Genomic DNA, 20,299 nt, shown 5'->3' on the forward strand with positions numbered 1-20,299 from the left:
CCCGGCCGGCGTCTCCCGTGCGGCCCGGTCCACTGACTTATGACGACACCTCAAGACATCATCCGCCGCGACGTGCTCGCGATGACGAGCTACCCGGTTCCGGACGCCACGGGCTACATCAAGCTCGATGCGATGGAGAATCCGTTTTCGCTGCCACCGGTGCTCGCCGCGCATCTGGGCGAGCATCTGGCCGGTGTCGCGCTGAACCGCTACCCGGCGCCGCGCCCGGAAGCGCTGATCGAAAAAATCAAGCGCGTGATGGGCGTGCCCGCGGGTTGCGACGTGCTGCTCGGCAACGGCTCGGATGAAATCATCAGCATGGTGTCGGTGGCGTGCGCGAAGCCGGGCGCCAAGGTGCTCGCGCCGATGCCGGGCTTCGTCATGTATCAGATGTCGGCGAAGCTGGCGAATCTGGAATTCATCGGCGTACCGCTGAAGCCCGATTTCACGCTCGACACCGAAGCGATGCTGGCGGCGATCGCCGAGCATGAACCGGCGGTCATCTATCTGGCCTATCCGAACAACCCGACCGGCACGCTGTACGACGACGCGGATATGGAGCGCATCATCGCCGCGGCGAACAAAAGCCTGGTGGTGATCGACGAGGCCTACCAGCCGTTTGCGCAGCAAAGCTGGCTGCCGCGCGCCGATGCGTTCGACAACGTCGTCGTCATGCGTACGGTGTCCAAGCTCGGTCTGGCCGGCATCCGCCTGGGTTATCTGGTCGGCAAGCCCGCCTGGCTCACCGAATTCGACAAGGTGCGCCCGCCCTACAACACCAACGTGCTGACGCAAGCCGCCGCCGATTTCCTGCTCGACCATGTCGACGTGCTCGACGCCCAGGCCGAGCAACTGCGCGAAGAACGCACGAAACTCGCGCAGGCCGTGGCCCAATTGCCGGGCGCCGAAGTGTTCCCGAGCGCCGGCAACTTCCTGCTGGTGCGGGTGCCTGACGCGTCCGTTATGTTCGAAACGCTGCTGGCAGCACGGGTTTTGATCAAAAACGTGAGTAAAATGCATCCATTGCTGGTCAATTGCGTGCGTTTAACCGTCGGTTCGCCCGAAGAAAACGCCCAATTGGTCGCTGGACTGAAACTCGTGTTGCACTGAACGGCGAGCTGAATGGCCGCGTGAGCGCTTTTCCGTACTGCGAAAAGTGCGCGCGGCCCGCCTTCCCATCCCACACTACTATCGCTTTCTAGCTAGATTCGAGGAATTACCATGCGCCTTGCGGAAGTCGTTCGCAACACAAGCGAAACGCAGATCCGTGTGAAGATCAATCTGGACGGCACCGGTCAGCAGAAGCTGGCCACCGGTGTGCCGTTTCTTGATCACATGCTCGACCAGATCGCACGACACGGCTTGTTCGATCTCGACATCGAAGCGCATGGCGACCTCGAAATCGACGACCACCACACGGTCGAAGACGTCGGCATCACGCTTGGCCAGGCTGTCGCGAAGGCAATTGGCGACCGCAAGGGCATCCGCCGCTACGGTCATTCTTACGTGCCGCTCGACGAAGCGCTGTCGCGCGTCGTGATCGATTTTTCCGGACGCCCGGGTCTCGAATTCCATGTGCCGTTCACGCGAGCGCGCATCGGCACGTTCGACGTCGATCTCTCCATCGAATTTTTCCGCGGCTTCGTCAATCACGCCGGCGTCACGCTGCATATCGACAACCTGCGCGGCCTGAACGCCCATCACCAGATGGAAACGGTGTTCAAGGCGTTCGGACGTGCATTGCGCATGGCCGTCGAGATGGACGAACGCGCGGCGGGACAGATTCCGTCGACCAAGGGCAGCCTTTAAGCGCTCATTTACCAGCCTTGTGACCAGGACCGGCTGCGCTTGCCCGCACCCGGTGTGCGATGGATATTCTGAAGTCGTTTATTTCGCTGCTGGCGTTGATCAACCCGGTCGGCGCCATCCCGTTCTTTATGAGCCTGACGGCGCTTCAGAGCGACGCCGAGCGGCGTAGAACAATCCGCATCGCGGCAATTTCGGTGTTCTGCGTGATTGCGGTGACCACGCTGCTCGGGCAGCAGATCATCAGCTTCTTCGGCATTTCGGTCGGCTCGCTCGAAGTGGGCGGCGGGATCATCATGCTGCTGATGGCCATCAACATGCTGAACGCGCAGATCGGCAACAGCCGTTCGACGGCGGAAGAGCGCGACGAGGCCGAGCAGAAAAACAACATCGCGGTTGTACCGCTGGCGATTCCGCTGTTGACCGGCCCGGGCGCGATCAGCACCACGATCATTTACGCGGCCGGCTCGGCGCACTGGTACGACCGGCTGAGCCTTGTCGCGATCGGTGCGGTGCTGGCGGCGATCTGCTTTTTTTCGCTGCGCCTCGCTGAACCGATTGCCCGCTGGGTCGGTCGCACGGGTATCAACATCGGTACGCGGCTCATGGGTTTGATGTTATCGGCGCTGGCGGTGGAATTCATCGTCGATGGATTGAAGGCATTGCTGCCTAACTTGAAATGAAAACTTCGATAGCGATTGTGGATTACGGAATGGGCAACCTGCGCTCGGTTGCTCAGGCATTGCGCAAAGCCGCGCCGGAAGCGGACGTAGCGATCGTCGATCAGCCCGAAGCGATCCGCTCGGCCGACCGTGTGGTGCTGCCCGGCCAGGGCGCCATGCCCGACTGCATGCGCAGTCTGGCCGAATCCGGCCTGCAGGAGGCGGTCATCGAAGCCTCGCGCAGCAAGCCGCTGATGGGCGTGTGCGTCGGCGAGCAGATGCTGTTCGACTGGAGCGCCGAGGGTGATACGCCCGGTCTGGGTCTGTTGCCCGGCAAGGTGCTGCGCTTCGATCTGGAAGGCCAGGTGCAGGACGACGGTTCGCGCTTCAAGGTCCCGCAAATGGGCTGGAACCGCGTGCGCCAGGCGCAGCCGCATCCGTTGTGGGACGGCGTCGCGGATAACGCGTTCTTCTACTTCGTGCACAGCTACTACGTCGTGCCGGACAACGCCGCCCATACCTCGGGCGAAACGGTGTACGGTGTGCCCTTTACCTCGGCGGTGGCGCGGGATAACATCTTCGCGACCCAATTCCACCCGGAAAAGAGCGCCGAAGCGGGGCTGCGCGTGTATCGCAACTTCGTGCACTGGAACCCGTGAGCGCCTTTCTTCATCCTGTTGCCCAACGCCGTTCCGCCACACGCGGAGCGTCGGCCGTGCGCCACAGCCGCAGCAAGACGATTTCGCTTCACTACGGCGCTCCGCAAGGGCGTCGAAAGAGTTGTACTAAACTAGCGAAACGGCGTTATGGCGAGCTGGCTTGTCAGCCGCTGCCGCCGACCTTCAACCACCTCCCAGACAACACCCGATTGCTATGCTGCTGATTCCCGCCATCGACCTGAAAGATGGTCACTGTGTACGCCTCAAACAGGGCGATATGGACCAGGCGACGATATTTTCCGAGGAACCGGCGGCGATGGCCCGGCATTGGGTCGATCGCGGCGCCCGCCGTCTGCACCTCGTCGACCTGAATGGCGCGTTCGCCGGCAAGCCGAAAAATGAAGACGCGATTCGCGCGATCATCGAGGAAGTGGGTGGTGAGATTCCCGTCCAGCTGGGCGGCGGCATCCGCGATCTGAACACGATCGAGCGCTATCTGGACGACGGTTTGTCGTACGTCATCATCGGCACGGCGGCGGTGAAGAATCCCGGCTTCCTGCAGGATGCGTGCACGGCTTTCGGCGGCCATATCATCGTCGGTCTGGACGCGAAAGACGGCAAGGTCGCGACCGATGGCTGGAGCAAGCTGACCGGCCATGAAGTGGCCGATCTGGCGCGCAAGTTCGAGGATTACGGCTGCGAGTCGATCATCTACACCGACATCGGCCGCGACGGCATGCTCCAGGGCATCAACATCGAAGCCACGGTGCGTCTCGCTCGCGCGGTGAAGATTCCGGTGATCGCGAGCGGCGGTTTGTCGAACCTCGCGGACATCGAGTCGCTGTGCGAAGTCGAGGACGAAGGCATCGAAGGCGTGATCTGCGGCCGGGCAATCTACTCGGGCGATCTGGACTTCGCAGCGGCGCAAACCCTCGCCGACCGGTTGCGCGAATCGGACGACGCTTAAGGCTCTAGGTTCGAAGCGTCGCGATCGGCCCAGAATCGACGCAGCAGCGGGCTTCGGACTTTAAAAGCGGACGCAACGGCGTGTCCCGAAAGCGCGTCAAGCCGCCAGCTGGTGTCTTCGGCACATTTCCGGCTTGCGGCCTGACGCGGCGAGCAGCGCCGGCACAGTGCCGCTCGTAAAGATTCAGGCGAGCGGCCTCATCAGCGGTATTGGCAGAATTGCACGATTATGGCTCTAGCTAAACGCATCATCCCCTGTCTCGACGTCACGGCTGGCCGCGTGGTCAAGGGCGTCAACTTCGTCGAACTGCGCGATGCGGGCGACCCGGTCGAAATCGCGCGCCGCTACGACGATCAGGGCGCCGACGAACTGACCTTCCTCGACATCACCGCCACCTCCGACCAGCGTGATCTGATTCTACCGATCATCGAAGCGGTCGCCTCCCAGGTGTTCATTCCGCTGACGGTCGGCGGCGGCGTGCGTGCTGTCGAAGACGTGCGGCGGCTGTTGAACGCGGGCGCGGACAAGATCAGCATGAACTCGTCGGCGGTCGCGAATCCGCAACTCGTACGCGATGCGACGGACAAATACGGCTCGCAATGCATCGTCGTCGCCATCGACGCGAAGCGCGTCTCCGCGGACGGCGAACCGCCGCGCTGGGAAGTCTTCACGCACGGCGGGCGCAAGGCCACCGGCCTCGAAGCTGTCGAATGGGCGCGCAAGATGGCCGAACTGGGCGCGGGCGAAATCCTGCTGACCAGCATGGACCGCGACGGCACCAAGAGCGGCTTCGATCTCGCGCTCACGCGGGCAGTGTCCGACGCGGTGTCGATTCCGGTGATCGCCTCGGGTGGTGTCGGCTCGCTGCAGCATCTGGCCGACGGCATCAAGAGTGGTCACGCGGACGCAGTGCTCGCCGCCAGCATCTTCCACTACGGCGAACACACCGTGGGCGAGGCCAAGCGCTTCATGGCCGATCAAGGCATTTCGGTGAGGTTGTGACGTGGTGAATTCCTCGGCAGTAGAGTGGCTCGACAAGGTCCGGTGGGACGCGAACGGCCTCGTGCCGGTGATCGCGCAGGAAGCGTCGACCAACGACGTGCTGATGTTCGCGTGGATGAACCGCGAAGCCCTGGCGAAAACCGTCGAAACCGGCCGCGCGGTGTATTTCTCGCGCTCGCGCCAACGCTTGTGGTTCAAGGGCGAAGAGTCCGGTCACGTGCAGCATGTGCATGAAGTGCGGCTCGATTGCGACGAAGACGTCGTGCTGCTGAAGGTCGAGCAGGTGTCGGGCATTGCGTGCCACACCGGCCGCCACTCGTGCTTTTTCCAGAAATTCGAAGGCACGGTTGAAGATGGCGACTGGGTCGCCGTCGATCCCGTGCTGAAAGACCCCGAACACATCTACAAATGACGCAATCCACGCAATCCACCGACTCGGCTTCGTCCACCAAGGACACGCTGCTGCGCCTCGCGGCCATCATCGACAGCCGCAAGGGCGGCGATCCGGACGTCTCGTACGTGTCGCGCCTGTTCCACAAAGGCGACGATGCGATTCTCAAGAAGATCGGCGAAGAGGCCACCGAAGTCGTGCTGGCCGCCAAAGACACCCGCCACGGCGGCGCGCCGAAAGCGCTGGTCGGCGAAGTGGCGGACCTCTGGTTCCACTGCCTCGTGATGCTGTCGCATTTCGACCTGAGTCCGGCGGACGTGCTTGCCGAACTCGAGCGCCGCGAAGGCCTGTCGGGCATTGAGGAAAAGGCGCTGCGCAAGAGCCGCGAGCGCGAAGAGAACGGCGACTGATTGCCGCCACCTTGTCGTTACCTTGCCGCCGCGTCTTGAAGTGGCGAACGTCGGCACCCACATTGCACTGAACGAACAGGATCGCATCCTCGGGAGGACGCAAGCATGGAACAGTCGCAAGGAAATTATCCGCCGCCGGTCTACCGCAACGCGATCGAGCCAGAGCGCGAACGCAGTCTGCGCACGCTCACGCATGTGCTGTACGCGCTGTATGCGGTTCATTGGCTGACGGGTGGTCTGACGATTCTGATCGCGATCATCATCAACTACGTGAAGCGGCCCGATGTGGTGGGCACGCCTTACGAAGCGCATTTCGAGTGGCAGATCCGCTCGTTCTGGATGGCCTTGCTGGGTTATGCGATCGGCGGTGTGCTGCTGTTCGTGGTGATCGGCATTCCGGTCCTGTGGGCCGTCAGCATCTGGATGTTGTACCGTATTATCAAAGGCTGGCTGTATCTGTACGATAACAAGCCGCTCGCGAACCCGCGTGGCTGGTTCTGAGTTGAGTCCGGCTGCGGCCGGGCCGGATATGAGCCGTGCCGCATCACGCTTCGCGCTCTAGCCATACTGTGTCAGGAATACGATGAGCCACGACCCGAACTGCCTTTTCTGCAAGATCGCCGCCGGCGAGATTCCGTCGACCAAAGTCCATGAAGACGACGAATTCGTTGCCTTCCGCGATATTCGTCCGGCCGCTGAAACGCACGTGCTGGTGATTCCCCGCAAACACATCGCCACGCTGTCGAATTGCACCGAAAGCGACGCACCGCTGCTTGGTAGAATGCTTGTTCTGGTGGCGCGTCTGGCCGACCAGCTGAGCGTAGCGTACACCGGCGGCGAAACCGGTTTTCGTACGGTCATCAATACGGGGCCGGGCGGCGGCCAAGAGGTGTATCACCTGCATGCGCACATCCTCGCCGGGCCGCGTCCGTGGCAGCGCATGGGCTGATAGAGCGGGCTGACTGAGCAGACTCGTAAATAACCGCGAGCTGCGAGGCGCGCAGCGAGTTTTGGCCGTTGAGAATAGCAGGGCCGTTTTTTTGCTGCACTGTAACGACGCCGACGCGATCGTCAGGTCACAATGGCACACCGTGTCGTGGGTTGAATCGAAACAGCTCGCGGCAACGTATAGATGGAGCGTACGCGCTTCGATTCACGCCGCAAGGCGCACGAGTTTTGCCGCATCACGTGCGGTGTCGGGGTTAAGGAGAGTAGTCATGGGTTCGTTGAGCATTTGGCATTGGCTGATCGTGTTGCTGATCGTGGCGCTCGTGTTCGGCACGAAGAAGCTGCGCAATATCGGCACCGATCTGGGTGGCGCGGTGAAGGGCTTCAAGGAAGGCATGAAGGAAGCCGAAACGCCCGCAGGCGAAGCGCAGCAGCGCGAACTGCCGCGCAATGGCGCGGTAGATGTGGATGCGAAGGAAAAGACGCCGCGTTCCGGCGATTACCGCTAAGCCGCGGCCCAACCGCGTTACTGACGGACACTTCACTTCATGCTGGACCTCGGTCTAACCAAGATGGCGCTGATCGGCGTCGTCGCGCTGGTCGTACTCGGGCCTGAGCGCCTGCCTCGCGTTGCCCGCACGGCCGGCGCGCTGTTCGGCCGCGCGCAGCGGTATATCAACGACGTGAAGGCCGAAGTCACCCGCGAAATCGAACTCGACGAATTGCGTCGCATGAAAACCGAGTTCGAAGCGGCGGCGAGCAACGTCGAAACCAACGTTCAGGACAATCTGCGCAAGCACGAAACGGAACTGAACGACGCTTGGAATAGCGGCACGTCGGTGTCGCCGAGCATTGCCGGCGGCGCGCTGGAAGATGTCAGCAATTCGCCGTGGCAGACCAGCACGCCACCGTCAGGCCCCAAGCGCAAGAACTGGCGCGTCAAGCAGACCGCCATGCCCACCTGGTACAAGCGCGCCACCACGCGCCGCACGCGTGTGCAGTCGGGCGCGGCGCGCGTGGCGCGGCATACGCCGGCCACCATGCGTCGTCCGACGCGGTTCTTCTGATGATCAGAACGACAATCTCTAACCGAGGGCCGGTGTGAGCGACCCCCAGCAAACCCAGGACGAAGGCACTGAAGAGACCTTCATTTCCCACCTCGTTGAACTGCGCGACCGTATCATCCGCGCCGGCCTTGCCGTCATCGTGGTGTTTGTCGGGCTCGTGTATTGGGCGCCGGATATCTTCCGGCTGCTGGCGCGGCCCTTGATGCAGAATCTGCCGAAGGACGGCAAGATGATCGTCACCGACGTCACCGGTTCGTTCTTCGTGCCGATGAAGGTGACCATGCTCGTCGCCTTCGTGATCGCGCTGCCGATCGTGCTGTACCAGATCTGGGCGTTCGTTGCGCCGGGTCTGTATCAGCACGAGAAGAAGCTGGTCGGGCCGCTGGTGGGCAGCAGCTACACGCTGTTCCTGTGCGGCATGGCGTTCGCGTACTTCGTAGTGTTTCCGACCATCTTTCGCGTGATGGCGCACTACAACGCGCCGCTCGGCGCGGAGATGACCACCGATATCGACAACTACCTGAGCTTCGTGCTCACCATGTTCCTTGCGTTCGGCGTGACGTTCGAGGTGCCGATTGTCGTGGTGCTGCTGGTCCGCATGAACGTGCTGACCATCAAGAAGCTCAAGGAAATCCGTCCGTATGTGATCGTGGGCGCGTTTGTGATTTCGGCGGTGGTGACGCCGCCGGACGTGTTCTCGCAGCTGATTCTGGCGATTCCGCTGATCGTGCTGTACGAGGCGGGCATCATCGCGGCGCGGTTGATTGTCGGCAAGCAAAAACCTGTGATTGCGGAAGATAGTCCGCCAGGTTGAACGGCAGCACAGAGAGACAAACAAAAAGGGCAGTCCATCACGGACTGCCCTTTTTGTTTGCCGACGGCGTTGCACGCATCAATAGCCGCGATGTCTCTCGCGCTATCAACCGCCGTCGTCGTCCTGCTGATCGCCGCCGCCGTTGTCCTCGGCCGGTTGCTTCGGCGGAGGCGGGCGCTTGCCGATCGTCACTTCCAGATCCATCTCGTGGCTCTTGCGCACCAGATGAACCTTCGCAGCCGTGCCCGGCTTGATCTGCGCAATGACGTTCAACAGGCGCGTGGTGTCGGTGATCTCCTGGCCGTTCACGCTCACCAGGATGTCGCCCGGCTTGATACCCGCACGGTCGGCCGGACCGTTCTTCAACACGCCCGCGACAATCGCGCCCGACTTCTGCTCGAGCCCGAACGATTCGGCGATTTCCGGCGTCACGTCCTGCGGCTCCACGCCGATCCAGCCGCGCGTGACCGAGCCCGTCGTGATGATGCTCTCCAGCACGCTGCGCGCGGTCGAGACAGGGATCGCAAAGCCGATGCCGAGCGAGCCGCCCGAGCGCGAATAGATGGCGGTATTGATGCCGAGCAGATTGCCGTTCACGTCGACCAGCGCACCGCCCGAGTTGCCCGGGTTGATAGCCGCGTCGGTCTGAATGAAGTTTTCGAACGTATTGATGCCGAGGTGATTGCGCCCCAGCGCGCTGACAATGCCCATGGTCACCGTCTGGCCGACGCCGAACGGATTGCCGATCGCCAACACCACGTCGCCCACGCGCGTCTGGTCCATGCGGCCGAGCGTGATGGTGGGCAGGTTGGTCATGTTGACCTTCAGCACGGCCAGATCGGTCTCAGGATCGACGCCGATCACCTTGGCATTGGTGGTGCGGCCGTCGGCGAGCGCGATTTCGATCTGATCGGCGCCGTCCACAACGTGCTGGTTCGTTAGAATGTAACCTTCCGAACTCACTATCACCCCAGAGCCGAGATTCGACGCGGGTTGTTCCTGCTGCTTGCCTTTGTTCTTGTCGCCGAAGAAGTAGCGGAATAGCGGATCTTTCGCGCGTGGGTCGGGTGGCAGCGAGCCATCCTTGCTGGAGAACACATTGACGACCGCGGGCATGGCCTTTTGCGCGGCGTCTGCATAGGACGCCTGTGCAGGACCCGTGCCGATGCCTGGCGCCACTTCCCGAAGGGCGACGATCGGTTCGGCGAGTTGCTTGCCGAATTGCCCTTGACGCTGGAGCCACTGCGGTTTGAGGGTCGCAATGATGAACATCAGCGCCAACAGCACAGTCACCGCTTGGGCAAAGAACAGCCAAAAGCGTCTAAGCATCTGAAGACTAGAGGTTTATATGGATCGGATCGAACTTGAATTGTACTTGAACAATCTCCTTGAAACCGCGCGCTTCAAGGACTATTGCCCCAATGGATTGCAGGTGGAAGGCCGGCGCAGGATCAATAAGCTCGCGACCGGCGTGACGGCTTCAGTGGCGTTTCTGGAGGCCGCGCTCGATTGGGGCGCGGACGCGGTGCTGGTCCATCACGGCTACTTCTGGCGCAACGAGGCGCCGCAGATCACCGGCCGCAAACACGCGCGGCTTAAGCTCCTGATCGCCAACGACCTGAACCTGTTCGCCTATCACCTGCCGCTCGACGACCATCCCGAGTTCGGCAACAACGCGCAGATCGGCGCGAAGATGGGCTGGATCAGCGACGCGCGCTTCGGCGAGAACGATCTCGGCTGGCTCGCCACGTTTCCGATGCCGATCACGCTCGCGCATTTCACCGCGCAAGTCGAGCAGACGCTCGGCCGCGCGCCGCTCGTGTTCGGCGACCCGGATCGCGAACTGCGCCGCGTGGGCTGGTGCACGGGCGCCGCGCAAGGCATGTTCGACGCCGCCATCAATGCCGGCGCGGATGTCTACCTGACCGGCGAAGTGTCGGAGTCGGTGATGCACACCTCGGCGGAAAGCGGCGTGGCGTTCCTCGCGGCCGGCCATCACGCCACCGAGCGTTTCGGCGTCCAGGCGGTGGGCAAGCATCTGTCGGAGCAGTTCGATATCGAACACGTGTTTATCGATATCCCGAATCCCGTCTGAATTGAAAATCGGCATTAGATAAGAAAAAGGCACGAATAACGTAGAGGGCGCTTAAAAGGAGGTGCAAAAAAGTTTGCGATCCGTACGGAGAAACCCTGACTTATCAAGGGCTTCGCACGGTTTTTGGCAATGGGGCCTTGTAAATGCCGACTCCATTCGCGCAAACTAGCGGCGGTAGAAGCGACGTGAAGGAAAAATCCAACTCAGAAGTGGGGCGTGTAATGCGAGACAAGGAAGATGAACGCGTCGACGGCGGCCGCCGTACCTGGCTGATAGCGACGACCGTAGCAGGTGGCATAGGAGGCGTTGCCACTGTCGTACCCTTTGTTAGTTCGTTTGCACCATCTGAAAAGGCCAAGGCGGCAGGCGCCCCGGTCGAAGTCGATATCAGTGATCTCAAACCCGGCGACATGAAGACGGTCGCCTGGCGCGGTAAGCCCGTGTGGATCATCAACCGCACCGACAGAATGCTGGCCGATGTCCAGAAAGCCGATAACGAAGTAGCGGATCCCCACACCAAGAATCCTTTTTCGATGCCGTTGCCGGAGTACTGCAATAACGAATTCCGTTCGCGCACCGATCACAAGAATCTTTTCGTCGCCGTCGCTGTGTGCACCCATCTGGGCTGCACGCCGACCCCGCGCTTCCAGGAGGGCGCGCAGCCCAATCTTCCCGACGACTGGCCAGGCGGCTTCCTGTGCCCGTGCCACGGCTCGACCTATGACATGGCCGGCCGCGTCTTCAAGAACAAACCTGCGCCGCAGAACCTCGACATCCCGCCTTACATGTTCACGTCGGCCACCGGCCTCGTGATCGGCAAGGACGAGAAAGGAGAAGCGTAATGGCGATCGAACATGAAGTGGAGACGACCGGGCTGGTCGGCTGGATCGACCGGCGCTTTCCCCTGACGTCTACCTGGAAGAAGCACGTTTCCGAGTACTACGCGCCGAAGAACTTCAACTTCTGGTACTTCTTCGGTTCGCTCGCGTTGCTGGTGCTGGTCAATCAGATCGTCACCGGCATCTTTCTCACGATGAACTACAAGCCCGACGCGACGCTCGCGTTCTCGTCGGTCGAGTACATCATGCGCGAGGTGCCTTGGGGCTGGCTGATCCGCTATATGCACTCCACGGGCGCGTCGATGTTCTTCGTCGTCGTGTATCTGCATATGTTCCGCGGGCTGCTGTACGGCTCGTACCGCAAGCCGCGCGAACTGGTGTGGGTGTTCGGCTGCGCGATCTTTCTGTGCCTGATGGCCGAGGCGTTCTTCGGCTACCTGCTGCCGTGGGGCCAGATGTCGTTCTGGGGCGCGCAGGTGATCGTGAACCTGTTCTCGGCGATTCCGTTCATCGGACCGGACCTGTCGCTGTGGATTCGCGGCGATTACGTCGTCTCGGACGTCACGCTGAACCGCTTCTTCGCGTTTCACGTGATCGCGATTCCGCTGGTGCTGATCGGGTTGGTGGTCGCGCACCTGGTGGCGCTGCACGAAGTGGGTTCGAACAACCCGGACGGCATCGAGATCAAGGCAAAGAAGGACCCGGACGGCATTCCGCTCGACGGCATCCCGTTCCACCCGTACTACTCGGTGCACGACTTCATGGGCGTGACGGTATTCCTGATCATCTTCGCGGCGATCATCTTTTTCGCGCCGGAGATGGGTGGGTACTTCCTTGAAGCGAACAACTTCATTCCTGCTAATCCGTTGCAAACGCCGCAGGAAATTGCGCCGGTGTGGTACTTCACGGCGTTCTATGCGATGTTGCGCGCCACCACCGATCCATTCAAGATCGTGTTGATGATCATCGTCGCGCTGCTCGGCCTGTTCGCGCTGGTGCGCGCACGCGGCAAATGGAAGCTCGGCTTGCCGGTGCTCGCGGTGCTGGTGGTTCTGGCAATGGCGTTCACCGAATCGAAGTTCTGGGGCGTGGTGGTGATGGGCGGCGCGGTAATCTCGCTGTTCTTCCTGCCGTGGCTCGATCGCTCGCCGGTGAAGTCGATTCGTTACCGGCCGTTTTTTCACAAGGTGTTCTACGGGATCTTCGTGCTCGCTTTCCTGACGTTGGGCTTCCTCGGCACCAAACCGCCGTCGCCTGCCTCGACGTTGATTGCCCAGATCTGCGCGCTGATCTACTTCGCGTTTTTCCTCGGTATGCCCGTCTGGACGCGGCTTGGCGCGTTCAAGCAGCCGCCCGAGCGGGTGCGGTTCAAGCCCCACTAATCGCGAGCCCGGAGAACACGAAATGAAAAAACTGCTTTCGACGTGCGCGCTGATCGGCGTGACACTGCTCGCGGTGCTGGCCGGACCGGCGCACGCGGACGAGAATTTCCCTCTCGACCGCGCGCCCGATAACGCGGAGAATTTTGCTTCGTTGCAGCACGGCGCCCAATTGTTTGTAAACTACTGCCTGAATTGCCATAGCGCGAATCTGATGCGCTACAGCCGGCTGACCGACCTCGGCATTACGCCGAGCGAAATCCAGTCAAACCTGTTGTTCACCACGGATAAAGTCGGCAACACCATGACTGTGGCAATGCGCCCGGACGACGCGAAAGCGTGGTTCGGCGCGAGTCCGCCGGATTTGTCGGTGGAAGCGCGGGCGCGCGGCAAGGACTGGCTGTACACGTATCTGCGCAGCTTCTATCGCGACAATACGCGGCCAACTGGCTGGAATAATCTGGTGTATGAGAACGTGAGCATGCCTCACGTGCTGTGGCAGCTTCAGGGGCAACGTACCGCGAAGTTCGGTGACGAAGTCGACGAAAAAACAGGCGAAACGGTGCACAAATTCGTCGGCTATCAACAGGTCACGCCGGGGACGATGTCGCCGGTAGATTATGATTCTGCTGTGGCCGACCTCGTGTCGTACCTGTCATGGATGTCCGAACCGACGCAGAAAACCCGCAAACAGCTTGGCGTGTGGGTGCTGCTGTTCCTCGGCATTCTGAGCTTTTTCGCCTGGCGACTGAACGCCGCGTACTGGAAACATATCAAATAATCACGCCGTCACCCGGCGTGGGGCCGGCGCCAGGAAAAACCTGTTGAACGGTTTTTCCGCGCGCTGGCCTTTCAGCTTTTTGAGGAAATGTAAACATGATGGTTCTGTATTCCGGCACAACTTGCCCGTTCTCCCAGCGCTGCCGGCTGGTGTTGTTCGAAAAGGGCATGGACTTCGAGATCCGCGACGTCGACCTGTTTAACAAGCCGGAAGACATCGCTGTGATGAATCCGTATGGTCAGGTGCCGATTCTCGTCGAACGGGACCTGATTCTGTATGAATCGAACATCATCAACGAGTACATCGACGAGCGCTTCCCGCACCCGCAACTGATGCCGGCCGATCCGGTTCAACGCGCCCGCGCCCGTCTGTTCCTGCTGAACTTCGAAAAAGAACTGTTCGTTCACGTCGGCACGCTCGAAAACGAAAAGGGCAAGGCCGCTGAGAAGAATCACGAGAAGGCACGTCTCGCGATCCGCGACCGCCTCACGCAGCTCGCACCGATCTTCCTGAAGAACAAGTACATGCTCGGCGAAGAGTTCTCGATGCTGGACGTTGCGATCGCACCGTTGCTGTGGCGTCTGGACCACTACGGCATCGAGCTGTCGAAGAATGCTGCACCGCTGATGAAGTACGCCGAGCGCATTTTCAGCCGCCCGGCTTATATCGAAGCGCTGACACCTTCGGAAAAGGTGATGCGTCGTTGAGTTTGGCTTTGGGGTGAGGGCGCCGCGTCTCGATTGTTTTCCGTGCGCGCCCAAACCCGGTAAGAGGACTGTTGATGCAAGAAATTTCCACCAAGCCTTATCTGCTGCGCGCGCTGTACGAATGGTGCACGGATAACGGCTACACGCCGCATATCGCCGTCCGGGTCGACAATCAGACGCGCGTGCCGCGGCAGTTCGTGCGCGATAACGAGATCGTATTGAACATCAGCTTCGAGGCGACCAGCCAGTTGCAGATGGGCAATGAATGGATCGAGTTCAGCGCGCGTTTCTCCGGCAAGTCGCACAAGATCGAAGTGCCGATCGCCAATATTCTCGCGATCTACGCGCGGGAAAACGGGCAGGGCATGGCGTTCCCGGTCGAGTCGGCAGGCGGCGAGGCGCAGGATTCTGGCGCCGATGCGGAACTGGCGGACGAGACCGAAGCACCGGCCGCGCCCGTCAGCGTGGCGCCGCGTGCGGTCGAAACATCGTCCGCCGCGGATGCCGCCAAAGCGGAAAGCGCGACGGACGGCCCGCAGCCTGACGATGATGGATCGAAAGGTGGCGGAAGGGCTCGCCTCAAGATCGTGAAATGAAGTAGAATCACGGCCTCATGCCGGCTTAGCTCATCAGGTAGAGCGCTTGACTTGTAATCATGAGGTGGCGGGTTCGAGTCCTGCAGCCGGCACCAGTAGTGCGAAAGCGGGTTTCTGAATGACTTCAGAAACCCGCTTTTTTATTTGCGGCGGGGATTTCGCGGGTTGGACGAGAGGCGGAAACGGCTCATTTTTGCCAGATCTCATTCACCTTGTCGATTGTGGACATTTTAGTCTGCGAGCTGTCCGCAGGCCGCTGCAAAGGGCGGTGGCATCAGCCTTCTTCCGACGGCCGCCCTCAGATACCGCCCCGCGAACCCGACTGGGAGAGGTACTATTCGGGCGTCAGTCGGCATCACGATCAGTCACTCCGGCGGGCAACGCCCCCCGAGACGCGCGTTTTCACCGCGTCACTCCTGCAACACAGACCCCACCTTCATCATGACCAGCCCCGCAACCATCACCTGGCCCGAAGCCGACGGCCCCCGCACTGCGCGTTGGCGCTCCGAAGCCGCGGTCCCGCCGCCCAAGCGTGTCGTCGTCGCCGATGACCGCACCACCGCTGATTCCGCCTACCGTCTCGCGTGCGAAGGCACCGCGCTGCTCTGGAACGGCGACTTTCAGAACGCTCGCCAATTGCTGCAGGCGGTCACGCGCCGGCTGGAGCGCAAGCCGCGCAAGCAGGGCGAAACGCCGATCGACGCGTTCAACCTGCATCGCCAGGCGCAGTCGCAACGCGCCCGCACGCTTGGGATGATTCTGATCCCGCTCGACGCTGCGTACGCGATTCCGCTGCGTCGCGCGCCTGAAGTGCAGCAGGCCTGCATCGAAACCTACGGGCCGTCTGCCGACGAGCCCTCGGTCGTGTCGCTGCGCGAATTGCTCGGTCTGATCGGCGCGCACGAGTGGCGCAAGAAGGGCGTGGACATTCCCGCGCTGGGTGAGCGCGTCCATCCGCACTACGGCGTGTTTTCGCCGGTGCGCGGTGAATATGTGGATCTGGTCGCGCGCACGCCATTGCCGTCGTTGAACAAGGCGTTCGATATCGGCACCGGTACAGGCGTGCTGGCTGCGTTGCTCGCCAAACGCGGTGTGAAGAAAATCGTCGCGACCGATCAGGACCCGCGAGCGCTTGCTTGTGCACGCGAAAACCTCACGCGTCTTGGCTACGATCAGCAAGTCGACGTTGTGCAGGCTGATCTGTTTCCGGAAGGCCGTGCGCCGCTGGTGATCTGCAATCCGCCGTGGGTGCCGGCGCGGCCCGCATCACCGATTGAATACGCGATCTACGATTCGGAAAGCCGCATGCTGCTCGGTTTTCTGGACGGGCTGGCGGAGCATTTGTCGCCGGGCGGGGAAGGCTGGCTGATCATGTCGGACTTCGCCGAGCATCTCGGATTGCGTACGCGCGAGTGGTTGCTTGCCGCCATTGAAAAGGCGGGGCTGACCGTGGTGAGTCGCGAGGATATTCGTCCGCGGCACCCGAAGTCGACCGATGAAACCGATGCGCTACATACGGCGCGCAAGGCTGAAGTGACGTCGCTCTGGCGTCTGAAGGCGCGCTAAACGGAGGCGCTCGAGAGGCGCGCGATGAGGTGCAGTTAAAGAACGGCGTGTCAAACCAGCACGTCGCGCGCCTTGAGATACGCTAATGCGCCACGTCCGGCGGCCAGCCCGCTGGCGAAGCAGGCGGTGAGCAGATAACCGCCGGTCGGTGCTTCCCAGTCGAGCATTTCACCTGCGCAGAACGCGCCGGGCAGACGCTCGATCATCAAATGTTGATCGAGCGCTTCGAAGGGGATGCCGCCCGCGGTGCTGATCGCTTCCGCGATGGGCCGCGCGCGCGTGAGTCGCACCGGCAGCGCTTTGATCGCGTGCGCCAGGCCATTCGCATCGGCGAAGGCTTCCTTCGACAGAATCTCATGCAATAAAGCCAGTTTTACACCCCCAATGCCGACCCTGCCATGCAGGTGAGTCGACATGGAACGCGAGCCGCGCGGTCGCGTGACCTCGGCCACGACACGCTCCAACGTCAAGCCTGGCGCCAGGTCCAGCGCGATCGTGACGTCGCCGTCGGCGAGAATCCGCTCGCGGATGGCTGCCGACAACGCATAAATCAGACTCCCTTCGAGGCCGGTTTCGGTCAGAAGTATTTCACCTTGTCGATTGTGGACTTTATTGTCTACATCGGTGATCGTGATGGCCACGGATTTCACTGGCTGACCGGCGAAACGCTCGCGCAGATAAGGACTCCAGTCCGCGTCGAAGCCGCAGTTCGCGGGCCGCAACGGCGTCACCGGCACCTCGCGTGCGCTTAGGAGCGGCACCCAGGCGGCGTCCGATCCGAGCCGTGGCCAGCTTGCGCCACCGAGTGCGAACACCACGGCTTCACAGTTCACGCGTTGCTCGCCGTCGGGTGTTTCGAAGCGCAACGTGTGCGCCGCGGTGTCGCCGTCATCGCCGTCATCGTCGTCCCAACCGATCCACTTGTGGCGCATGTGAAAGCGCACGCCAGCTTCTCTCAACCGATGCAACCACGCCCGCAGCATCGGCGCCGCTTTCATATCGGTCGGAAAAACGCGCCCCGAACTGCCGACGAAGGTTTCGACGCCAAGTCCGTGCAGCCAGGCCCGCAAGGCGTCGGGACCGAACAGGCCGAGTAGCGGCGCGATCTGTTCGCGGCGCGCGCCATAGCGGCCAAGAAATGGCTCGATCGGTTCCGAATGCGTGATGTTCATGCCGCCTTTGCCGGCCATCAGGAATTTGCGGCCAACGGATGGCATCGCGTCGTAGACGTCGACTTGCACGCCGTGCTGGGCGAGCGCCTCGGCGGCCATCAAACCGGCGGGGCCGCCACCGATCACGGCGACGCGGGCGGAATCGAAGGAGGATGACATGCGGTCCTGCGGATGAGCGGGGGCGGCGCGTTGGCCTGATCTGACGATCGGGTGGCGCGAAGGGCGCTATTTTCACACCGCCGGCAACGCAGGGCAAACTGCGCGAGGCGATCGTCCAACGAGCTGACGGGCCAGCGCGAGCCAGCGGCCGAAAAAAGCTGGGTTCGGGCGTGTCGCAAGCCCCTGCGCTCGCGTTCGCGTCTTTGCTATTCACTCACGCGAACTATACTTTTCAAACACCTTCCACCGGACGCAGTCCGCTTCTTCCCCGCGTCACACTACCCCACCGCTCTCATTTCGCCCGACACGGCCAATGCAGCCGCGTCGAGGCTGGCGACGTGGTCTGCGCGCCCGCTGTTTGTCTGGATGTTCCGACGTTTGATTTAGGAGATTGCCATGACTCGCAAATACATCGACTGCCGCGAGTTCCCGAGCGAAACGAAGTGTACCGTTGCCCTGTCCGCTGACAGCGAGAGCGAATTGCTCGACGCGGCCGTGCAGCATGCCGTCACGGTGCACAAACACACGGACTCGCCGGAACTGCGTTCGCAGCTCAAGACGCTCTTTCATGACGGCACGCCGCCGGTTGAGGCGCCGCGCGGGTGATTCGTTGTCCTTTTCCTTGAAGATGAAGGCCGGCTAACCAGCACGAACGGCGGCGCGCCGTTCGTGCTGGTCGCGGCGTTGTCCTAGCGTCCTAGCCAGGATATGCCTCATCCACCTTCAATCCGGCCAGCTTGAAAATGACCCGCAGCGTTTGCGGTTTGATGTCGCGACGCGAAGCGAGTGTCGTCATCACGAAGTCGAGCACCTTCGCGTACTTCAGCATCGTCAGGCACGTCTCCATGTCGACGCTGCCATCGCGCATGACTTCGGCCAGCCGCAGCATTTCGGTGGAGATGTCGCGTGCCATTTCCAGTTCGAGCTGCTGCTTTTCCGACCACGCAGGGGCGGCGGTGAGCTTCGCCAGCATTTCCTGAAACTTCTGTTCGACGTTTCCGTTGGGTACCGTGTCCATCGCTGCCTCTTCTATTTTCCAGGCGCGCGTCCGTTTGAGATCGCGGCGCGCTGCTGGTTACGTAACGTTCGGCCCGTGTTCCGGGACCGTCCTCCCCACATGCATTCGGTTCGCGTGATCGAAGCCACGGCCGGCAGCCTGTTGTTATGCGCGGCACGGCTTACGCCATCGGATGAGCCGGCCCGCAAGATGTTTCAAGCCACGTCGGAATACGTCCCGCATATTGCGTTTTGAGCAGGAAGTGTTCCAGGTTTATGGCATTTCTCGCATGGTCGACGCGGCTCCTTAGGTGAGCGGCCTGCGCTTTGGGTAAACTGGCAGCAACTTTTCCTTTTTTCCGTCATCTGTCGCACGTTCGCGTTGCAATCGATGGCGGTCTCCCACGATGTCCAGCAAAACCCACGAAATCCGTCCGAACCAGTCCGTCGAGTTGTTGAAGGAGCTTCATATCCTCACGCGCGACGGCAAGATGAACCAGGACAGCCGCCGCAAGCTGAAGCAGGTCTACCACCTGTTCCAGTTCATCGAGCCGCTGCTGAAAGACCTCAAGGAGCAGCAGGGCGCGGTGACGCTCGTCGACCATGGCGCGGGCAAGTCATACCTAGGTTTTATCCTGTATGACCTTTTCTTCAAGGAGTTTCAGGACGCCGCTGGTGGGGCATCGCACATTTACGGCATCGAAACGCGCGAGGATCTCGTGACGAAATCCGAGGAGTTGGCCGGGCGGCTGGGCTTCACGGGGATGTCGTTTCTGAATTTGTCGGTGGCGGAGTCGATTACGTCAGACCGATTGCCGGCGCAGATCGATATCGTGACGGCGTTGCATGCGTGCAATACGGCGACTGACGACGCGCTTCGGTTTGCGCTGGAAAAGCGTGCGAAGTACATCGTGGTGGTGCCGTGTTGCCAGGCCGAGGTGGCGGGGGTTTTACGGCAGAACAAGGGTAAATCGCTCGGGAATGCATTGACCGAGATCTGGCGGCATCCGTTGCACACCCGGGAATTTGGCAGCCAGATTACCAATGTGCTGCGCTGCCTGCAGCTCGAAGCGCATGGATATCAGGTGAGTGTGACCGAGCTGGTCGGATGGGAGCATTCCATGAAGAATGAACTGATTATTGCCCAGTTCAAGGACCTGCCGAGACGGCGGCCAACCGAGCGGCTGAATGAAGTGATGGAGACGCTCGGGATCGAGGAGCTGAAAGAACGGTTCTTTGTCTCGGCCTGATCCGTCCTGCGGCGGTGGCTTTTTGATAGCCAC

General features: G+C 61.4%; 25 protein-coding genes and 1 tRNA gene. 23 read left to right on the forward strand and 3 right to left on the reverse strand.

Going from position 1 to position 20,299, the window contains the following annotated elements; genetic code table 11:
- The first annotated feature begins 39 nt into the window (after positions 1-39).
- From hisC to tatC, 13 genes are all read left to right on the forward strand, one after another.
- Complete coding sequence (gene hisC / locus M0D66_RS28015) at positions 40-1,110, forward strand: histidinol-phosphate transaminase (RefSeq protein ID WP_054036617.1); 1,071 nt, start codon at positions 40-42, stop codon at positions 1,108-1,110.
- Between the two features lie 111 nt (positions 1,111-1,221).
- Complete coding sequence (gene hisB / locus M0D66_RS28020; protein ID WP_054036619.1) at positions 1,222-1,809, forward strand: imidazoleglycerol-phosphate dehydratase HisB; 588 nt, start codon at positions 1,222-1,224, stop codon at positions 1,807-1,809.
- A gap of 59 nt (positions 1,810-1,868) precedes the next feature.
- Positions 1,869-2,489, forward strand: a complete 621-nt coding sequence (locus M0D66_RS28025; protein WP_054036621.1) for a MarC family protein — start codon at positions 1,869-1,871, stop codon at positions 2,487-2,489.
- Complete coding sequence (hisH, locus tag M0D66_RS28030) at positions 2,486-3,127, forward strand: imidazole glycerol phosphate synthase subunit HisH (RefSeq protein ID WP_093643455.1); 642 nt, start codon at positions 2,486-2,488, stop codon at positions 3,125-3,127. The genes M0D66_RS28025 and hisH overlap by 4 nt, the downstream gene beginning before the upstream one ends.
- A gap of 214 nt (positions 3,128-3,341) precedes the next feature.
- Positions 3,342-4,094, forward strand: coding sequence for a 1-(5-phosphoribosyl)-5-[(5-phosphoribosylamino)methylideneamino]imidazole-4-carboxamide isomerase (hisA, locus tag M0D66_RS28035; RefSeq protein WP_054036624.1), 753 nt, complete (start codon positions 3,342-3,344; stop codon positions 4,092-4,094).
- Between the two features lie 228 nt (positions 4,095-4,322).
- Positions 4,323-5,096 carry an imidazole glycerol phosphate synthase subunit HisF gene (hisF, locus tag M0D66_RS28040; protein WP_054036627.1) on the forward strand — a complete coding sequence of 258 codons (774 nt, stop codon included), beginning with the start codon at positions 4,323-4,325 and terminating at the stop codon, positions 5,094-5,096.
- A gap of 1 nt (position 5,097) precedes the next feature.
- Positions 5,098-5,508 (forward strand): phosphoribosyl-AMP cyclohydrolase, encoded by a 411-nt coding sequence (hisI, locus tag M0D66_RS28045; protein ID WP_200566042.1) that lies wholly within the window; start codon positions 5,098-5,100, stop codon positions 5,506-5,508.
- Entirely contained in the window at positions 5,505-5,897 is a 393-nt protein-coding gene (locus tag M0D66_RS28050; RefSeq protein WP_093643457.1) for a phosphoribosyl-ATP diphosphatase, read from the forward strand. Before hisI ends, M0D66_RS28050 begins: the two co-directional genes overlap by 4 nt.
- Positions 5,898-6,002: 105 nt before the next feature.
- A complete protein-coding gene (locus tag M0D66_RS28055) occupies positions 6,003-6,398 on the forward strand; it encodes a hypothetical protein (protein WP_063497496.1) in 396 nt (131 codons plus the stop codon).
- Positions 6,399-6,480: 82 nt separating this feature from the next.
- On the forward strand, positions 6,481-6,846 hold the full coding sequence (locus tag M0D66_RS28060; protein WP_266212274.1) for a histidine triad nucleotide-binding protein: 366 nt from the start codon (positions 6,481-6,483) through the stop codon (positions 6,844-6,846).
- Positions 6,847-7,114: 268 nt separating this feature from the next.
- Positions 7,115-7,354 carry a Sec-independent protein translocase subunit TatA gene (gene tatA / locus M0D66_RS28065; protein WP_093643459.1) on the forward strand — a complete coding sequence of 80 codons (240 nt, stop codon included), beginning with the start codon at positions 7,115-7,117 and terminating at the stop codon, positions 7,352-7,354.
- Between the two features lie 39 nt (positions 7,355-7,393).
- Positions 7,394-7,912 (forward strand): Sec-independent protein translocase protein TatB, encoded by a 519-nt coding sequence (tatB, locus tag M0D66_RS28070; protein WP_093643461.1) that lies wholly within the window; start codon positions 7,394-7,396, stop codon positions 7,910-7,912.
- A 34-nt stretch (positions 7,913-7,946) separates the two neighbouring features.
- Entirely contained in the window at positions 7,947-8,726 is a 780-nt protein-coding gene (tatC, locus tag M0D66_RS28075) for a twin-arginine translocase subunit TatC (protein WP_054036635.1), read from the forward strand.
- Positions 8,727-8,831: 105 nt separating this feature from the next.
- Here tatC and M0D66_RS28080 read toward each other — a convergent pair whose 3' ends face one another.
- Positions 8,832-10,055 (reverse strand): Do family serine endopeptidase, encoded by a 1,224-nt coding sequence (locus tag M0D66_RS28080; RefSeq protein WP_054036636.1) that lies wholly within the window; start codon positions 10,053-10,055, stop codon positions 8,832-8,834.
- 19 nt (positions 10,056-10,074) lie between these two features.
- Here M0D66_RS28080 and M0D66_RS28085 point away from each other — a divergent pair, with 19 nt between their 5' ends.
- From M0D66_RS28085 to M0D66_RS28120, 8 genes are all read left to right on the forward strand, one after another.
- Positions 10,075-10,821, forward strand: a complete 747-nt coding sequence (locus M0D66_RS28085) for a Nif3-like dinuclear metal center hexameric protein (protein WP_093643463.1) — start codon at positions 10,075-10,077, stop codon at positions 10,819-10,821.
- A 221-nt stretch (positions 10,822-11,042) separates the two neighbouring features.
- Positions 11,043-11,663, forward strand: a complete 621-nt coding sequence (petA, locus tag M0D66_RS28090; RefSeq protein WP_120289276.1) for a ubiquinol-cytochrome c reductase iron-sulfur subunit — start codon at positions 11,043-11,045, stop codon at positions 11,661-11,663.
- Positions 11,663-13,042: a cytochrome bc complex cytochrome b subunit gene (locus M0D66_RS28095; RefSeq protein ID WP_266212275.1), complete on the forward strand. Its 1,380-nt coding sequence runs from the start codon at positions 11,663-11,665 to the stop codon at positions 13,040-13,042. Before petA ends, M0D66_RS28095 begins: the two co-directional genes overlap by 1 nt.
- Before the next feature lie 22 nt (positions 13,043-13,064).
- Positions 13,065-13,820 carry a cytochrome c1 gene (locus M0D66_RS28100; protein WP_266212276.1) on the forward strand — a complete coding sequence of 252 codons (756 nt, stop codon included), beginning with the start codon at positions 13,065-13,067 and terminating at the stop codon, positions 13,818-13,820.
- A 95-nt stretch (positions 13,821-13,915) separates the two neighbouring features.
- The gene (locus M0D66_RS28105; RefSeq protein ID WP_006052302.1) at positions 13,916-14,527 is read left to right on the forward strand and encodes a glutathione S-transferase N-terminal domain-containing protein; all 612 of its coding nucleotides are present in this window, start codon (positions 13,916-13,918) and stop codon (positions 14,525-14,527) included.
- A 74-nt stretch (positions 14,528-14,601) separates the two neighbouring features.
- Positions 14,602-15,123 (forward strand): ClpXP protease specificity-enhancing factor, encoded by a 522-nt coding sequence (locus tag M0D66_RS28110; protein ID WP_093643469.1) that lies wholly within the window; start codon positions 14,602-14,604, stop codon positions 15,121-15,123.
- 19 nt (positions 15,124-15,142) lie between these two features.
- Positions 15,143-15,218 (forward strand) — tRNA-Thr (locus M0D66_RS28115).
- Positions 15,219-15,564: 346 nt separating this feature from the next.
- On the forward strand, positions 15,565-16,689 hold the full coding sequence (locus tag M0D66_RS28120; protein ID WP_266212277.1) for a class I SAM-dependent methyltransferase: 1,125 nt from the start codon (positions 15,565-15,567) through the stop codon (positions 16,687-16,689).
- A gap of 50 nt (positions 16,690-16,739) precedes the next feature.
- On the opposite strand, the gene M0D66_RS28125 is transcribed toward M0D66_RS28120, so the two are convergent.
- On the reverse strand, positions 16,740-18,020 hold the full coding sequence (locus M0D66_RS28125) for a TIGR03862 family flavoprotein (RefSeq protein WP_266212278.1): 1,281 nt from the start codon (positions 18,018-18,020) through the stop codon (positions 16,740-16,742).
- Positions 18,021-18,416: 396 nt separating this feature from the next.
- Here M0D66_RS28125 and M0D66_RS28130 point away from each other — a divergent pair, with 396 nt between their 5' ends.
- Positions 18,417-18,626, forward strand: a complete 210-nt coding sequence (locus M0D66_RS28130; RefSeq protein WP_256455962.1) for a DUF1059 domain-containing protein — start codon at positions 18,417-18,419, stop codon at positions 18,624-18,626.
- 91 nt (positions 18,627-18,717) lie between these two features.
- Here M0D66_RS28130 and M0D66_RS28135 read toward each other — a convergent pair whose 3' ends face one another.
- Positions 18,718-19,038, reverse strand: coding sequence for a DNA-binding protein (locus M0D66_RS28135; RefSeq protein ID WP_074282059.1), 321 nt, complete (start codon positions 19,036-19,038; stop codon positions 18,718-18,720).
- 385 nt (positions 19,039-19,423) lie between these two features.
- On the opposite strand from M0D66_RS28135, the gene M0D66_RS28140 reads away from it, so the two are divergent.
- On the forward strand, positions 19,424-20,266 hold the full coding sequence (locus tag M0D66_RS28140) for an SAM-dependent methyltransferase (protein WP_093643480.1): 843 nt from the start codon (positions 19,424-19,426) through the stop codon (positions 20,264-20,266).
- Positions 20,267-20,299: the final 33 nt, after the last annotated feature.

Origin of the sequence: Paraburkholderia sp. SECH2 (genome assembly GCF_030464795.1) — a bacterium.
In the GTDB taxonomy this organism is placed as follows: domain Bacteria; phylum Pseudomonadota; class Gammaproteobacteria; order Burkholderiales; family Burkholderiaceae; genus Paraburkholderia; species Paraburkholderia aspalathi.

What these genes read in the sequence shown, in the direction of transcription:
- hisC (WP_054036617.1), top strand. Translation starts at nt 40, where the DNA reads ATGACGACACCTCAAGACATCATCCGCCGCGACGTGCTCGCGATGACG.
- hisB (WP_054036619.1), top strand. Translation starts at nt 1,222, where the DNA reads ATGCGCCTTGCGGAAGTCGTTCGCAACACAAGCGAAACGCAGATCCGT.
- M0D66_RS28025 (WP_054036621.1), top strand. Translation starts at nt 1,869, where the DNA reads ATGGATATTCTGAAGTCGTTTATTTCGCTGCTGGCGTTGATCAACCCG.
- hisH (WP_093643455.1), top strand. Translation starts at nt 2,486, where the DNA reads ATGAAAACTTCGATAGCGATTGTGGATTACGGAATGGGCAACCTGCGC.
- hisA (WP_054036624.1), top strand. Translation starts at nt 3,342, where the DNA reads ATGCTGCTGATTCCCGCCATCGACCTGAAAGATGGTCACTGTGTACGC.
- hisF (WP_054036627.1), top strand. Translation starts at nt 4,323, where the DNA reads ATGGCTCTAGCTAAACGCATCATCCCCTGTCTCGACGTCACGGCTGGC.
- M0D66_RS28050 (WP_093643457.1), top strand. Translation starts at nt 5,505, where the DNA reads ATGACGCAATCCACGCAATCCACCGACTCGGCTTCGTCCACCAAGGAC.
- M0D66_RS28055 (WP_063497496.1), top strand. Translation starts at nt 6,003, where the DNA reads ATGGAACAGTCGCAAGGAAATTATCCGCCGCCGGTCTACCGCAACGCG.
- M0D66_RS28060 (WP_266212274.1), top strand. Translation starts at nt 6,481, where the DNA reads ATGAGCCACGACCCGAACTGCCTTTTCTGCAAGATCGCCGCCGGCGAG.
- tatA (WP_093643459.1), top strand. Translation starts at nt 7,115, where the DNA reads ATGGGTTCGTTGAGCATTTGGCATTGGCTGATCGTGTTGCTGATCGTG.
- tatB (WP_093643461.1), top strand. Translation starts at nt 7,394, where the DNA reads ATGCTGGACCTCGGTCTAACCAAGATGGCGCTGATCGGCGTCGTCGCG.
- M0D66_RS28080 (WP_054036636.1), bottom strand. Translation starts at nt 10,055, where the DNA reads ATGCTTAGACGCTTTTGGCTGTTCTTTGCCCAAGCGGTGACTGTGCTG.
- M0D66_RS28085 (WP_093643463.1), top strand. Translation starts at nt 10,075, where the DNA reads ATGGATCGGATCGAACTTGAATTGTACTTGAACAATCTCCTTGAAACC.
- petA (WP_120289276.1), top strand. Translation starts at nt 11,043, where the DNA reads ATGCGAGACAAGGAAGATGAACGCGTCGACGGCGGCCGCCGTACCTGG.
- M0D66_RS28095 (WP_266212275.1), top strand. Translation starts at nt 11,663, where the DNA reads ATGGCGATCGAACATGAAGTGGAGACGACCGGGCTGGTCGGCTGGATC.
- M0D66_RS28100 (WP_266212276.1), top strand. Translation starts at nt 13,065, where the DNA reads ATGAAAAAACTGCTTTCGACGTGCGCGCTGATCGGCGTGACACTGCTC.
- M0D66_RS28105 (WP_006052302.1), top strand. Translation starts at nt 13,916, where the DNA reads ATGATGGTTCTGTATTCCGGCACAACTTGCCCGTTCTCCCAGCGCTGC.
- M0D66_RS28110 (WP_093643469.1), top strand. Translation starts at nt 14,602, where the DNA reads ATGCAAGAAATTTCCACCAAGCCTTATCTGCTGCGCGCGCTGTACGAA.
- M0D66_RS28120 (WP_266212277.1), top strand. Translation starts at nt 15,565, where the DNA reads ATGACCAGCCCCGCAACCATCACCTGGCCCGAAGCCGACGGCCCCCGC.
- M0D66_RS28125 (WP_266212278.1), bottom strand. Translation starts at nt 18,020, where the DNA reads ATGTCATCCTCCTTCGATTCCGCCCGCGTCGCCGTGATCGGTGGCGGC.
- M0D66_RS28130 (WP_256455962.1), top strand. Translation starts at nt 18,417, where the DNA reads ATGACTCGCAAATACATCGACTGCCGCGAGTTCCCGAGCGAAACGAAG.
- M0D66_RS28135 (WP_074282059.1), bottom strand. Translation starts at nt 19,038, where the DNA reads ATGGACACGGTACCCAACGGAAACGTCGAACAGAAGTTTCAGGAAATG.
- M0D66_RS28140 (WP_093643480.1), top strand. Translation starts at nt 19,424, where the DNA reads ATGTCCAGCAAAACCCACGAAATCCGTCCGAACCAGTCCGTCGAGTTG.